At 40.2% G+C, this 15013-nt stretch carries 15 protein-coding genes; 13 read left to right on the top strand and 2 right to left on the bottom strand.

The annotated features are described in order from the left end of the window. Positions 1-161 precede the first annotated feature (161 nt). The 4 genes from ftsY to C7391_RS00335 all read left to right on the top strand — a co-directional run bounded on the left by ftsY (position 162) and on the right by C7391_RS00335 (position 3925). Entirely contained in the window at positions 162-1169 is a 1008-nt protein-coding gene (gene ftsY, locus C7391_RS00350; protein WP_411268220.1) for a signal recognition particle-docking protein FtsY, read from the top strand. 63 nt (positions 1170-1232) lie between these two features. Beyond that, positions 1233-2399, top strand: a complete 1167-nt coding sequence (locus tag C7391_RS00345; RefSeq protein ID WP_133516565.1) for a tRNA (guanine(10)-N(2))-dimethyltransferase — start codon at positions 1233-1235, stop codon at positions 2397-2399. 298 nt (positions 2400-2697) lie between these two features. Continuing rightward, the gene (locus C7391_RS00340; protein ID WP_133516564.1) at positions 2698-3207 is read left to right on the top strand and encodes a hypothetical protein; all 510 of its coding nucleotides are present in this window, start codon (positions 2698-2700) and stop codon (positions 3205-3207) included. A gap of 202 nt (positions 3208-3409) precedes the next feature. Next, the gene (locus C7391_RS00335) at positions 3410-3925 is read left to right on the top strand and encodes a hypothetical protein (RefSeq protein ID WP_133516563.1); all 516 of its coding nucleotides are present in this window, start codon (positions 3410-3412) and stop codon (positions 3923-3925) included. 164 nt (positions 3926-4089) lie between these two features. Here the strand turns inward: C7391_RS00335 and C7391_RS00330 are convergent, their stop codons facing one another. Next, positions 4090-4275, bottom strand: a complete 186-nt coding sequence (locus C7391_RS00330) for a hypothetical protein (RefSeq protein ID WP_133516562.1) — start codon at positions 4273-4275, stop codon at positions 4090-4092. 396 nt (positions 4276-4671) lie between these two features. On the opposite strand from C7391_RS00330, the gene C7391_RS00325 reads away from it, so the two are divergent. The 5 genes from C7391_RS00325 (at position 4672) to C7391_RS00305 (ending at position 8629) form a co-directional block, all read left to right on the top strand. Beyond that, a complete protein-coding gene (locus tag C7391_RS00325) occupies positions 4672-5385 on the top strand; it encodes a hypothetical protein (RefSeq protein WP_133516561.1) in 714 nt (237 codons plus the stop codon). A gap of 136 nt (positions 5386-5521) precedes the next feature. Beyond that, entirely contained in the window at positions 5522-6223 is a 702-nt protein-coding gene (locus C7391_RS00320; RefSeq protein WP_166627333.1) for a DUF2110 family protein, read from the top strand. A gap of 39 nt (positions 6224-6262) precedes the next feature. After that, positions 6263-6790 carry a DJ-1/PfpI family protein gene (locus C7391_RS00315; RefSeq protein WP_133516559.1) on the top strand — a complete coding sequence of 176 codons (528 nt, stop codon included), beginning with the start codon at positions 6263-6265 and terminating at the stop codon, positions 6788-6790. 331 nt (positions 6791-7121) lie between these two features. Continuing rightward, positions 7122-7787, top strand: a complete 666-nt coding sequence (locus C7391_RS00310) for a SatD family protein (protein WP_133516558.1) — start codon at positions 7122-7124, stop codon at positions 7785-7787. After that, positions 7787-8629 (top strand): DUF3307 domain-containing protein, encoded by an 843-nt coding sequence (locus C7391_RS00305; RefSeq protein ID WP_133516557.1) that lies wholly within the window; start codon positions 7787-7789, stop codon positions 8627-8629. The genes C7391_RS00310 and C7391_RS00305 overlap by 1 nt, the downstream gene beginning before the upstream one ends. Before the next feature lie 41 nt (positions 8630-8670). Here the strand turns inward: C7391_RS00305 and tatC (C7391_RS00300) are convergent, their stop codons facing one another. Further along, complete coding sequence (gene tatC, locus C7391_RS00300; RefSeq protein ID WP_229386308.1) at positions 8671-9837, bottom strand: twin-arginine translocase subunit TatC; 1167 nt, start codon at positions 9835-9837, stop codon at positions 8671-8673. 324 nt (positions 9838-10161) lie between these two features. Here tatC (C7391_RS00300) and tatC (C7391_RS00295) point away from each other — a divergent pair, with 324 nt between their 5' ends. The 4 genes from tatC (C7391_RS00295) (at position 10162) to C7391_RS08610 (ending at position 15003) form a co-directional block, all read left to right on the top strand. After that, positions 10162-11073 (top strand): twin-arginine translocase subunit TatC, encoded by a 912-nt coding sequence (tatC, locus tag C7391_RS00295; protein ID WP_133516555.1) that lies wholly within the window; start codon positions 10162-10164, stop codon positions 11071-11073. Between the two features lie 98 nt (positions 11074-11171). Then, on the top strand, positions 11172-11522 hold the full coding sequence (locus tag C7391_RS00290; RefSeq protein WP_133516554.1) for a Sec-independent protein translocase subunit TatA/TatB: 351 nt from the start codon (positions 11172-11174) through the stop codon (positions 11520-11522). Positions 11523-11660: 138 nt separating this feature from the next. Beyond that, complete coding sequence (locus C7391_RS00285) at positions 11661-11963, top strand: Sec-independent protein translocase subunit TatA/TatB (RefSeq protein WP_133516553.1); 303 nt, start codon at positions 11661-11663, stop codon at positions 11961-11963. Positions 11964-13275: 1312 nt separating this feature from the next. Next, a complete protein-coding gene (locus C7391_RS08610) occupies positions 13276-15003 on the top strand; it encodes a bifunctional fructose-bisphosphatase/inositol-phosphate phosphatase (RefSeq protein WP_166627332.1) in 1728 nt (575 codons plus the stop codon). The last annotated feature ends 10 nt before the right edge of the window (positions 15004-15013 follow it).

The raw sequence follows: 15013 nt of genomic DNA, 5'->3' as shown, positions 1-15013 counted from the left end.
ATGACACCATTGAAGTCATGGTTGAAGGAACAATCGGGGACAAAGGACAAACTGAAGCGCAAACCAAGGAACAGGTTGAGACGCAAGTCAAGGAACAAGCTGAGGAGCAAATCAAAGAACAGGCTGAGGTGCAAGTCAAGGAACAAGCTGAGGAGCAACCGATGGCAACTGCCGACTCTTCTGCTGACTTTTCTGCCATTTCTTCTGTTGACTCCTCTGTCGTTTCTGTTGATTCCGTCTCCTCTGAATCAGAGCAAGCCGAACAGAAAAAAGAGAAAACCGGCTTTTTCGGAAAAGCCAAGGCGTTGATTTTTGACCGTGAGGTCATTTTGGATGACGATGATTTGGAAGGACCGCTCATGGAACTTGAAATCGCTCTTCTTGAAAGCGATTTGGCGCTCTCCGTCACCGATGCGATTGTCGCGTCTGTCCGCGAGCAGCTCAGCGGCACCAGAAAACGTCTCGGCAAAAACACGGGAAGCATTGTCGAAGAAGCACTCAAGAATGCGATTTTGGAAGTTATGTCCGCCAATGTTTTTGATTTTGATGAATTCATGGAAGCGCGCCGCGGACAAACCGTTCATATCGCTTTCGTCGGTATCAACGGCACCGGAAAAACAACGAGCATCGCAAAAATTGCGAACCGTCTTCAAAAGAACGGGTATTCCATAACAATTGCAGCCGGCGACACATTCCGTGCCGGCGCGATTGATCAAATTCAAATTCATGCCGACCGTTTGGGTATTAAAGTGATTAAGCACCAGGAAGGATCCGACCCGGCAGCCGTCATTTATGACGCGCTTCAATACGCAAAAGCCCACAAATCCGATGTTTTGCTTTCCGACACCGCCGGAAGAATGCACACAAACGTCAATTTGATGGCGCAGCTTGAAAAAATCTGCCGCGTCAGCACACCCGATCTCATCATCTTTGTTGATGAAGCAACCGCCGGAAACGATGCCGTTGAGCGCGCGTCCCAGTTTAATGATGCCGTTCCGATTAACGGCACGATTTTGACCAAACTGGACGCCGACTCCAAAGGCGGCGCAGCCATCTCAATCGCATACATCACGCAAAAACCGATTCTGTTCTTCGGTGTCGGTCAGGAATACGATGATTTGCTGAAATTCGATCCCGAATGGTTTGCCAAGAAAATATTTGAAGAATAAAAAAGAAAAATAAAAAAGAAAAATCACAACGAAATTTAATATTTATTTCCGCGAGTGAATCTAATGACAGAAACGTACCGCTTAATCAAAGAAGGGCAAACGGAAGTTTATGTTCCGACTGACAATGATCCCGATGTTCCGTCAGCGTCCGCTTCTGTTTTTTACAATCCCGCCATGGAAATGAATCGGGATATTAATGTGGCGGTAACTTCCGTTTATGCCAAAAAATTGGCCGAACGAAAAGGGTTTGATAAATCTCAAATCACATACGCTGATGCATTTTCCGCTTCCGGAATCCGCGGCCTCCGTGTCTCAAAAGAAGTCGGGATTGCCGCTGTTCTCAATGATTGGAAAGAAGAGGCTGTCTCATTAATTCAAAAAAATATCGATTACAATAATCTTCAAGAAACCGTGACGGCAACGTGTATGGGCGCTGACAAACTTCTTCACGGGCAAAAATTCGCAATTGTTGACATTGACCCGTTTGGAACGCCTGCTCCCTTTTTAGATTCCGCCGTTTCGTCCGCTTCTTTTTTCCTCGGTGTAACTGCAACCGATACGGCACCGTTGTGCGGCGCGCATCTCAAATCAGGAATGCGAAAATATGCGGCTGTTCCGCTGAATAATGAATTTCACAGCGAAATGGGACTTCGCATCTTAATCGGAAGTATCGCCCGCGCAGCTTCTAAATTTGATAAAGGAATTCGGCCGTTATTTTCTCATGCAACACGTCATTATGTTCGCGTTTATGCTGAAATATTAAACGGCGCGGGCAACGCTGATAAAACATTGAAAGAGCTGGGTTTTATTGCCTGGTGCCCGCAATGCAAAAACATGGAAACAAAAAACGGTCTTGCCGTTTTCATGAATGAAGAATGTCCGGTTTGCGGCGGGAAACGCAAAATGTCGGGACCGCTTTGGCTGGGAACTTTTAAAGACAAAGATTTCTGCAACGACGTGATTTCCAAATTGAATTCTTTGCCGCTCAATAAAAAAGAAGAAGCGATTAAACTGCTGACGGTTTGCCGCGATGAAGCCGACATTCCGTTCTTTTATGACCAGCATTTATTGTGTGAAATGCTGAAAATTTCAGCGCCGCCGATGGAACCGTTTTTAGAATCTGTTCGAAAAGCCGGCTATATCGCAACACGAACGCATTTTTCCGGGACTTCATTTAAAACGGACGCTTCAGTTGAAATTATTTTAGACATTTTAAAAAATCAATCATAAAAATATCTTATTAAGAGTTTTTTTCATAGCAATTGTCGAAGTCCGATATTTCAAAAGATGCCGTTCTGCTATGAAATTGTCTTTGTCTGTTGAAAATATTTATATATCTGTCTTCCATTTATTTTTTAACTTACGGTTTATTGATTCTATATTGTTTTAATTCTCATCTTTAAAGGGGTTGAATTTTAACACATTCATGTAAAGTTATCAATAAATTGTTCGCGTTTATCTTTTAATTTAAATAATTTAAATCTAAAATTTAAATTCAATATTAAATCCAATTTAAAAGAGGAATCGAATGGTTAAATCCAAAACATTAATGATTTTTGCTGTTTTGATTTTGCTCTTCACAGCAGTCGGATTCTCCGGCTGTCTCGGAGGAAATGATGATAATGCAACGCCTTCGGAAAACGTAACACCGCCGGAAAACATTACGCCACCTGTCGATGAAACGCCGTCTGAAGATGTCGCTCCTCCTGTTGTTGAACCGACTGAAAAAGTTAATGTTTCAACGACTTTTGATGGCGATAACTCCGTGTTGATTACAATTAAGAACAAAAGATATTCTTCAACTTCTGTCAGTATCAGCACCGGTGACGCAGTCAGGCTTTGGAGCCGTGAAGAACGCAATTTCAGACACATTTTCCAATCAGAGGAAAATGCCTTTGAAGATTTTGATCTTATTCCGGGTTATTTTGCCTATTTGACATTTAACCAGCCGGGAACTTACAAAATTGATATGATTAACTATTACACCGGCGAGCCTCACGGCGATGCGCCGATTGTCTTAACCGTGACGGTAACGTAACCGTCAACAACAATGTTAACGCAATATAGCATCAATGTAACAGAGAAATGTTAACAGCAATGTAATTTAATCACAACACAATTCAAATTTATAAGGGTTAATTAATTTTGATTTTTCAATTTTAATTATTCTTTAATTTCAATAAGCAGTAATGCTTGTTTTTATCTGTAAATTAAACTAAATTTAAACAAAGAGGGATCATATGAAAACAACTAAATTATTGATGGGTCTCGTTGTTTTAGTTATGCTTTTCGCAGCAGTCGGCTTCTCCGGCTGTCTCGGCGGCGATGACGACAACGCAACCAACAACACAACCAACAACACGACCAACAATACAACCAACAACACCACTGTTCCGTCTGAAGGCAACAACACAACCAACAACACCCCGTCTGCCGGCTCTGTTACAGTTGTTTTGGGCGAATCCGGAGATGCCGAGCCCACCTATTTCGTGACAACCAAAGACCAGAAGTTCAGCACAACTTCCTTAAGCGTCAGCAAAGGCGAAACTGTCAGATTCATGAACACTGAAACCAGAAACTTCAGACACACTTTCCACTCTGAAAGCGGTGCCTTTGAAGACTTCGATCTCAACCCCAGATACTCTGCAACACTCACATTCAACGAAGCAGGTACCTACAAGATCGACTTGCTCAACTACTACACAGGCGAGCCCTTCGGAGACGCAGCCCCTGTCTTGACAGTGACTGTCGCATAATTCTGATTTAAACTTTAATGAATTTATCAATCCGAAATTGATTTTTCAATTTCAGATTGATCCTTTCTTTTTTCGTTCAATTTTTCTGTTTTCTTCCTATTTCGTTTCTTCCCGATTTCTTCTGATTTCTATCGAAAAGACCACGCTTTGCTTTTTTAGAATTTTTAAATCCGGAGTGTCAATTTTGTTATTTTTAAATTCGGGTTCTGTTCAGGCGCGGCGCGAGCGATGAATATTGCAGCGGCAAGCGTATGAGCAGGCGGCAGAGAGCAGGCGGCAGAGGCGAGCAGGCGAACGCGAGCAAGCGGATGGCAAACAAGCGACCCGGCAAACACTGCAGAAAAGCACAAACTCAGGGGTGGCCACGTTCACGAAGCGAACGGGTGTGATAAGAAAGAGCAGATGCACGCAGCAAAATAGACAGCAAGTTGGCACAGTAAAGTAAGAAAGATGAAGTGAAAATAAATTAACTTGAAAAATCAGTTTTAAGTTTTTGCTGTATCCGATGAGTACGAATCCGCAAATTTCCGTTCCTCTCTTCGCTTTGCTCAGATCGAAATCCGGTTCGCTGCTTCGCACCGCCCGGGAACGAAAATTAGCGGATGGTTGTTTCGGATTTTATTTAATTTGATTGAAAATGATGTTGACGTTTTTTTTGAAAAAATAATTAAAAGAACGGTATGTTTTTATTTCTCAACCTGTATTCTGTGTTATATTTGTTTTAACAGCGGTTTGCGAGGATATTCATGAAATTTAGTGCCGATGAAAAGTTTTTGTTTCAGGAGAAAACGGTTTCAGCTTTTCTTTTTATCTATCAGAAAGAAGTGACTTATATTTCCGAAGTGGCGGCAAACATTGAATCCACCTTTGCGCATACCAATAAAATTATAAAACGATTGGAAAGCATCGGTTTTCTGTCTTCTGTTTTTGAAGGACGGAGCCGTTTTTTAAAATTAACGCCCAAAGGCTATGCTTTCGCGCAAAAACTCTCGGAGGCTTTTGATATTTGCCAATCCGATGACGTATTTAATTATCCTGAAGGATATGAGCCGACCCGCAAAACCGAAACGGCTGAGTTTGATACAGAGGCTGACGCTTCTTTTTTAACGGAACGCATTGAACAATCCGGTTCGGCGGCAAAATCTGATGCTAAATCTAATATCAAATCCGATTCAAAAGAAAAATCGGGTTCAAAAATTAAAATTCCGGACGGTCCGCTTTCAACCGCTGACAGAATCAAACTTTTCGGTCTTCGAATCAAAGAAGTTTATGATGAATTGATTGAAAACGAGTCTGATAAAACAACTTTTCTCAGACGTCTCGGTCCGTTTGACCGCGAACTCAAACTCATCGGCTCCGAAATTGAAAAGTTAGATCTGGCCGATGAATCCGCGGCAGAACTGCAAGCTGCTTACCGCGCGGCGGAAATGCAATATTCTTTTTATTTGGGAAAGGAATAAGGAAAAGAGTCAGGAGACGCGTAAGGAAAAGAGTAAGGAAAAGAATAAGTTAAATCCGAACTTGATTGTGTTTATTAATGATTATGCTTATGATAATGCTTATTGATGAATTATTTTAAAATTTCAAATGATTTTTATGAAAATTGAATTACTGCAGCCTGTTTATATTCCCGAAGAAAACGCCGTCCAATCTTTTAAAGCATTCACGGATGCCGAGTTTAAAGGACTGGAAGTCTCTTGCAGCGTCACTGTTCAAAACAAACGTTTTCATGTTTCTTTAGATGGCGAAGATGCTGAGGTTTGCGAAAATCTGCTTTACAAAGAATTCGGAAAACCCGTCACCAAGAAAGAAATTGCTTTCGAATCAGATTCCGATTCCGAAACCGCATACAAGGGTTTTATTCAAACAATAAATCCTGATCAAATTTTGGTGAACATCGGTTTTGAACTTCCGATTACGACGGAATCTCTTGAACAGCTCGGGGCAGGCACCGCCGGTCAAATCGCCGCTCGGTTCGGCATGATTCCATATCTTCCTGTTACGGTTCATGTTTTACCGGATGGAACTGCCGCTTTTACAAAAGAGCAGATTGATCAATGGTGGTCTTGGAAGAAAACATCAACGGATCGTATTTTTGTCAACGGCGCGACACGTTCTCAAGTGAAAGCGGCACTTCAAAGGAAAGGGCACGGACGCGATGTTTACGGCGTCGAAAAAATCGGTTTAACGGAATGTGTTATTATTTGTAAAGAAAAAACGGACGGTCCCGGAATCGTTTCCTCAATCGGAAGAGTGTTGCCGGTACAAATGGGCGTTTTGCTCGGAATGAAAAAATGATTGAAAGATGATTATTTGAATAATTAAAAGGTGAATCAAATGGAGTCAAAGAAAATTTTAATGATTGTTGCGCCGGAACGTTTCAGAGATGAGGAATTTTTTGAACCGCGTACAGTTTTTGAACAGAAAGGCTATCAAGTAACCGTCGGGTCAACGCGTCTCGGGAAAGCAACAGGTGCTTTAGGCGGCGAAGTTGATGTTGATATTTTAATTGATGACGCATTGGCAGATGAGTATGATGCAATCGTCATTTCCGGCGGCGGCGGCTCCAAAGTTTTTCTTTGGGATAACTCAAAGCTTCACGCACTTTTAAACAAGGCTTTTGAATCCGAAAAAGTCGTTTCCGCAATCTGTATTTCGCCTGTTGTTTTGGCAAAAGCCGGTCTTTTAGAAGGAAAAGCGGCTTCCATTTTCCCGGCAGACGATGCGATTGCTGAAATGAAAAAAGCCGGTGCTGATTTAAAAGGAAAAGCAGTTGTTAAAGACGGAAAAATTGTTACGGCAAACGGACCGGAATGTGCCGCAGAGTTCGGCGAGACGGTGGTTTCGGCAATTTCCGACAATTAATTCTTTTTTACTTTTTTTGGTTTAAGTAAAATTCTGCTTATATTTTACTTATATTTTTGATTTAAGTAATATTCTGCTTATATCTTTGAAATCAGTATTTTATTACTGATTCCTTTTCATATTTCCTGTTTTATCTTTCCTGTTTTATCTTTCCTGTTTCATTTTTTCTGTTTCATTTTTCTGTTTCATTTTTTGATTTTTCAAATTAAGTAATAAATTACTGAATTTTTAATTTTAAGTAATAAACTACTTATATTTTGAAAATCAGTAATTTATTACTTAATTAACTCTAAACTTTAGTCAAATCTAAAAATAGGAATCAGGGATTTTAATGATTTATTTTGCCGTTATCGGGGACATCATATCTTCTCGAAAAATAAAAGACAGAAACAAGTTTCAAAGACATTTGAAAGATGTTATTTCATCTATTAATTCTGAATATGAAGGAGATCTCGCTTCTGCTTTTGTTGTTACGTTGGGAGATGAATTCCAAGGACTTTTGAAAAAAGCGGATCATTTGCTTGAAATCACAGATAAAATAAAATTTATGCTGGATCCGGTGGAAGTTCGTTTCGGAATCGGAATCGGTGGAATTGATACGGAAATTAATTTTTCCTCCAGTACGGGCGCGGACGGCCCGGCTTATTGGTGCGCGCGAAACGCAATCAATTCGATTCACAATCATAACGATTATAAAAAGTCAAAAATTTTGATTGAAGCAACCGAAAAAACCGATTTTATGGACGTTGTAAATGAAAGTTTAAGACTTTGTGATTTTACGGAAAGTAAATGGAGAAATACGCAGCGGGAACTGGTTAAGCAAAGCGTTTTAAATTTCGGATATGATACAGCAATCCCTCAAAAAAATTTGGCAAGTTTATTAAATATTACCGTCCAAACAGTTAATTCTAAAATTCAAAGTACGGGATATTACAATTATCTGCGTTTGAAAAAATCAGTGTGCGCAACACTTCAAAATCATTGGGGAAACAAATAATGTTAACAATTTCATTTTCTTTTTATTTGGTTATGCTTCTTCTGTGTCATTTTATCGGCGATTATTATCTGCAGACAAACAAAATGGCACAATCTAAAGAAAACAGCATTCAGAATACGCTTATCCACTCCGGTCTTTATGCCGTTCCGTTTGTTCTCCTCCTGGTTGGATTGGCGTTTCTTGGATTTCTAAATGTAATCACAATCGGAATTGTTGTACTCACTGTTCTTTCTCATGCTGTTATTGATCTTATCAAATGCGTTTTTGAAATGACAGTCGGTCGCAATGAGTCTGAGTCAAATGACGGAAAATATGAATTCGCCGATGGAGGATCTAAATTGAGTAACCGGAAATTCAACTCAAACGGAGAATTTAAAAGAATCATTTATCTTGCGGATCAGACGCTTCATTTAATTATCGTTGTCATTGCCGCTGTTATTCTCTCCGAGCTTGCCGGGTCGGTTAACCTTTCTCCTGAAATTTATATGTTTTTCAAATACGCTCTTTTTGCAGTTATCATTGTGAAGCCGGTTAATATCTGTTTTAAAAAGATTTTCGAAAAATATCAGCCGGTTCAAAAAACAAATGAAAACGGTGATGAAATCGAGTCTATTGCCGGCGCAGGCGCAACCATCGGAAATCTGGAACGCTTTTTAATGGGCATTTTTATCGGCATCGGCCAATATGCAGCATTGGGGTTGGTGATGACGGCTAAATCCATTGCGCGATATGATCAAATCTCAAAAAATAAAATGTTTGCCGAATATTTCTTAATCGGCACACTTTACAGCGTGTTGGCAACGCTTATTGTCTATTTCATTATCTTTGTCGTTTTTGCCTGAATTTTTTCAGGCTTAATTTTCGGCTTAGCACTCAATCTTCTTTAAATCAGATTTGTTCCGATCGGCGGGTCTTTTCTGCCGAATATTTTGACAATGATAATGCTGATTTCATAGAAGAAAATCATCGGAATGGCAACGATAATCTGGCTGATCACATCCGGCGGCGTAATGACGGCGGCCAGTATGATAAATAAGACGTAAGCATGTTTTCTGTATTTTGTCAGCATTCTTTTTTGAACGATTCCGAGACGGTTTAGTATAAATGTCACTAATGGGAATTCAAAGATGAAACCGAAGATTAATGTCATCAGTGCGATAAAACTGACAAATTCATAAATCGAATAAGTTGCCTGTGCGCCTGAGGCGGCTGCGCTGATATAAAGGAATTGAATGAACAGCGGTGCCATGAAAAGATAAGAGTAAAGCGCGCCGATGATAAATGAAATAAACATGACGATAACGATTAATATCAACCACTTTCTTTTGAACGGAATTTTATCCTTTAAATTCAGTTTTTTGGTGTCGACATATTTCGTTATTTCTTTTCCGGTCATGTAGAACAGGATTGGCAACATCACAATAATTGCGATGATGATTGACATTTTCAATTTTAAGAGCGGCACTTCAAGCGGTTTTGTATAAACGACAATCGGGTTGCTTGAATCACTTTTTTCTTCTTTTTCAACATGCGCGATTGTAAACATCGGTTCGCGGCCTGTAATGTTTTCAAAATCTTTTCCGATTTCTTCAACCGTACTTATTTTTGTGATGTCTTTTTCATACGGGGTTACCTGCCAAATGACAACTTCGGATGAGTTTGACAGATTTTCAATTGTTAACTCTTCCGTTCCGCCCTGTATGATTAAGTCTAAAACTTCGCTGAGCGTGTATTCGCTTTCACCGAGAATATAAAGTGACAGAATATCTAATGCGGATATTTTTTCCGTATTTTCAATGATGACGTTCTGAACAACGTTTTCCGCCTCCGATACATTTACGGGAGACGTGTAAAGCATAATTTTTTTATCGGGATCGTTCAGCAATTCCGTGATATTCAAATCATCAACGGTAAATGGTCCGTCATAAACAACCAAAAGCTGGTCAAAACTTTCTTTTAACGGGTTATTGACATTATGCGGTAAGCTGCGGTCAATGGCATCGCTGATGATAAAGTCCGTTACCGGGTATGCTATTACGGCAGCAACCAAAAAAACAGCGAATAAAATAATCAGTTTCTTTTTGATGGATTCTAAAAATTTGAAAAGAAACTGGATTCCTTCTGACAGCTCAACGATAATATCACAATCCTGATTTAGTCTGTTTTGAAAACAAATTTAAAACTATTAAAGGTGATTTTTATCACACCATACGGGTTTTTAAAACTTACCCGTGAGTTGAATAATGGCGTTAAATAAAAAGGTTATGTCTTTTTTTCGGATTTTGTCAGTTTTAATGGTTATGTTTAAATCTTACCGTGTTTTTATTAACCAAAATTAAAACATCTGTTTTTAAATTCATAATGGGGATATGACATGACTTCGGGAGCAAATGAGGGTAATAATCATTCAAATGATACCAATCATTCAAATGATGCCATTCATTCAAATGATGCCATTCATTCAATTGATACCAATCCTTCAAGTAATCCTAATCCTTCAAGTAATTCCTCCAACTCTTCAACGGCCACGGCTGCATCTTCTCCGGAAGTTCTTCCGCCGCAGGAATCGGGTAAGAAAAGGCCGGAAGGCGATTATGAAGAACATGTTGTCGGTCACCTCAAAGAACTTCGCAACCGCATTATCATCGCCGGCGCAGCATTGCTGATCGGTGCTGTTTTGTTCTACCCGTTTTCGGGCGATGTTGTCGCGTATCTTTGGGATAAACTCATTCCGGAAAGCGTGATTATGTCGATTTATTCCCCGACGGAATATTTGATGGTTCGTTTGAAATTATCAATCGCGGCAGCAATTTGTATCTTTTTCCCGCTTTTGATGTATGAGCTGTTTAAATTCATGTCCCGCGGGCTTTATAAAAATGAGCGCAAATTTTTGATTAAAGTTGTGCCGCTGTCATTCATATTATTTATATTGGGGTCAGCGTTGGCGTATTTTATCGTTCTGCCGCTGTTTTTGAATTATGTCTTGTTCTATTCCGATCAAACAGCTGTTGCTCAAATCGGTCTCGGTGAAACGTTCAATACGATTATTTCACTGGTCTTGGGATTCGGCTTGGTTTTTCAGATTCCGCTTTTGATGGTTTCCGTTGTTCGTATGGGAATCGTTGAAGAGAAAACGCTTCGTAAAGGCAGATTGGTTGTTTACGGCAGTTTAATCGGATTCGCTTTTTTGGTTGCGCCTGATCCGACGATGGTTTCTCAATTAATTGCCGGCGTTGCGCTTGTCATTCTTTTTGAATTCAGCTTAATTCTGCTGAAGTTTGTTTAAGTGGGTGCTGTTATTATTTATTATCTGATTATTTAAAACAAAAAATAATGACAGACAATGAAAATCTTTATAAGCATTAATCTGAATGTAAATTTACTATGTTGTCACTCGGATTCGGCGAAGTTGTTTTCGTTTTAATTATTGTTCTGGTTTTATTCGGCCCGAACAAACTCCCCGAGTTAGCGCGTGCCGTCGGCGGTGCGTTGGGGGAATTTAAAACGGCTCAGAAGGCGGCCGAATTTGATCTCAGTGGTTTTGATGAATTGAATCGTGAAATCGCCGAGAAGAAAAAACAAGAATCAGCAGCTTTGAATGAAAAAATTTTAAAAATGGCAGAAGATGCCGGTATTCAAACGGAAGGAAAAACCGCAGATGAGTTATTGGTTTTGATTTCCGCTAAAATGAATGACGGTGCTGACGCAATCGAAAATTCAAAGGAAGAGGCTTAAATATTATCAAATTGAAAAAAATGCTGAACAATAAATTTATATGATTATTATTCATTGACAAAGTACAAGTTAAGTAATTACAGTTAAGTAATGTGCCGTTTGGTTTATTTAATTAAAAATTGAGAGAGGTTAAAAATAATGTGGACACCAGGAACCGGAGAAATTATTCTTATTGTTGCAGTGATTGTTTTGCTTTTCGGAGCATCCAAACTTCCCGAACTTGCCCGCTCCGCAGGTAAATCTGCCGGCGAATTTAAGAAAGCGCAAAAGGAAGCCGAAATTTCTTATCAGGAATTTGAAAAGAGTTTAAAAGACACAACGCCCGAAGTTAAAGAATCAAAAATTCAAACAATGGCCAAAGAACAGGGAATTGACACCGCCGGCAAAACCGACGACCAACTCCTTGATGAAATCAGCGCCAAAATGAACAAAGAAAACTGATTTCTTTTGTTCTTCTTTTTTATTATTTTTCTTTATTTTTGTTCTTCTGTTTTTTACTCCCCTGCGTTTTAAAAAATAGGTACTGTTGACTTTAACTCTCAATAGTCTGTTTATGTTGTTTATTCAACGAATGAGTCCGAATCTCCAACTCCTTCTTTCCTCGCTTCGCTCGGAAACGCATCGTTGAAGGCGGTACTTTGTATTTCCATTCATTTGAGTTAAATCGAAACATCATTTTTTCCGAAAATTAATAAAAAACGAACGCCGATTAAGCCCCAAATAAAAATCGGATTGTTTTTGTTTTTGGGTTTAGACGGCGTTCGGGTTTCAAAAATAAATGAAAACAGATGTTTGATTTCATTTTAAATTAAAGAAAAGTCCACGAACGACCGCATTTTTCGGTTTTTGTGAGCGATAGCGAGCAAAAATTGAAAAATGCGGATTCTTACCCCGCCGTCTCTAAACCCAACTAACCCGATAAAATTACTCCGGAAGAAAAATTGATTTTGTTATTTACCGTAAATGATGGGGGCGAATCTCCAACTCCTTCTTTCCTCGCTTCGCTTGGAAACGCGTCGTTGGAGGTGGTTGTTTTGTTTTTTCATTTCTCTTGGGAAAGCCGAAACATCGTTTTTCCCGAAAATGAATGAAAAAACGAACGCCGGTTAAACCTTTAAATAAAACGGTATTTTGTTTTGGGTTTTTATCGGGCGTTCAGGTTTTTAAAATAATAAAATCGTTGTTTCGTTTTGTCTGAATTGAAGAAAAGTTCATGAACGACCGCAATTTTCGGTTTTTGTGAGCGACAGCGAGCAAAAATTGAAAAATGCGGCTTATTCTCCGCCGTTGAAAAAATCGTTTCAGCCGAGTTTGAGACGGTAAATTCTTTGGCAAGTTCTCGTCTATAATGTCCTCAGTTTATGTTGTTTTTATCAACGGATGGGAAGAATCTCCAACGCCTCCTTTCATTCGCTTCGCTCATGAAACTCGCGTTGGAGTCGGTTGTTCCGTCTTTTTATTATTTTATCAAACCGTTGCTTTGCTTTTTCTATTTTATCAAATCGTTGTTTTTGCTTTTTCTTATTTTTCAAATTGCTGCTTTTGCTTTTTCTATTTTATCAAATCGTTGTTTTTGCTTTTTTTATTTTTCAAATTACTGCTTTTGCTTTTTTTATTCTATCAAATTGTTGTTTTGAGTTTTTATTTTTCTTTAAATCTTTTTTTCATTTTCTGTAAAACGGCATTTATTTAAAGCAAAGAACGAATTTTCATTCATATTTCATATCTTTACTTTATTGTTTAAATGATTATTATGTCTGAAAATTCTTCTCCGAATCCCGAATTGTTGGAACTTTGCCGCGCCGTTTATGCGGATATCCGCGCTGCTATTTCATTTTTGGAAGGCACGAATGAGGCGGATGAGTTTATGTTTATCGGTGCCGACGGGACCGATACAAAACGTATCGATTTGGCGGCCGAAGACGCTATGATTAAACGCTTCAAAGAATCCGGCCGCTCGGTTCGCATCATCAGCGAAGAGCTCGGCGAAACAATTATCGGCGATGTCAATAATCTTGAGTTTGCAGTTATTGTTGATCCGCTGGACGGGACAACAAACGCGATTCATGATATTCCGTTTTACAGCGTTTCTATCGCTTTTTCCAAACCCGATTTAACAGGCATTTATTTCGGTTACGTCTGCAATTTAGCCAATGGAGATGAGTTTTACGCCGAGGCCGGAAAAGGCGCTTACATGAACGGCAAAAAGATTACTTCATCCAAAGCATCAACCGTTCGCGAGTTAACAATCAGTGCTTACGGGTACCGCCAAAACACAGACCGCGCTGCCAAACTCTGCTCCCGCGTTCAAAAAGTGCGTGTTCTCGGAAGCGTCGCGCTTGAATTGTGTTATGTCGCGGCCGGCAAAATCGACGCTTTTATTGATGTTCGCCGCACATTGCGGTTGATTGATATCGGTGCCGGCCAATTGATTGTCAAAGAAGCCGGCGGCATTGTGACAGACGGTGTCGGCAATAAGGTTTTTTTGCCGGACAATCACATCAAGCCCGTGAATCTGGTCGCTTCAAACGGGGCGGTTCATCAGGAAATTCTCAATTTAATTACATTCCCCGAAATTGATTGCCGCGGCGATTGGTATTACTATCAGGGAACCGTCAAAAAAATCGCAATCGTTTCTCGATGTGACAGCGAAGCAGCACTTGAAATGATTCGAAAAATCGTTGACACATTCAAAGACCGCGTTGAAATTTATCTTTCCTCCTCTCCTGCGAAATACTTGAACATGGAAGAGCGCGGCATCGCTGTCGGGAAAATGAAAGACATCGGCGTTGATTTTGTCATTTCACTCGGCGGCGACGGCACGATTCTCAGGAATATGTCTAAAATGCCCGACCCTATCCCGATTCTTGGAATCAACATGGGAACACTCGGTTTTTTGGCAGACGTTGACCCCGAAGACGCAATTCAGGCAATTGAGACAGCCATTTCGGGTTTCATGTACGACGAACGCCCGCGTCTGGATCTTTCAATTAACGGCAAATTTATCGGAAACGCGATCAATGAAGTCGTTGCGACATCCGCTTATCCGGCCAAAATGATTACTTATGAAATTTTGGTCAACCGCCGTCTTCTCGGGGAAATTCGTGCCGACGGCATTGTTTTTGCAACGCCGACCGGGTCAACCGCCTATGCGATGAGTGCCGGCGGTCCGATTGTCACGCCCGAAGTCGATGCGATTTTAATCGTTCCGATTGCACCGTTTAAACTCTCGTCGCGCCCGTGGGTTGTTCCGTTTGACAGCGAAATCACGGTCCGCGTCAAAATGCCGAATAAAGAAATCGTTGTCGTGACAGACGGTAAAGTTGTTACGCCGCCTGAAATTGAAACAGAGCGGCCGGAAGATTTTATTCATGTCAATGAAAACGACACGATTACAATCAAGCGCGCGCGTTATCCCGGCAGATTCGTTAAGTTCTCCGACGCGTGTTTCTACGATACGGTTCGTAAAAAGTTGAGTTAATTGAAATTTG

The sequence above is a fragment of the Methanimicrococcus blatticola genome, assembly GCF_004363215.1.
Lineage (GTDB): Archaea > Halobacteriota > Methanosarcinia > Methanosarcinales > Methanosarcinaceae > Methanimicrococcus > Methanimicrococcus blatticola.
Note: the sequence above shows the minus strand (reverse complement) of the source record. Positions and strands in the feature narration are given on the sequence as shown.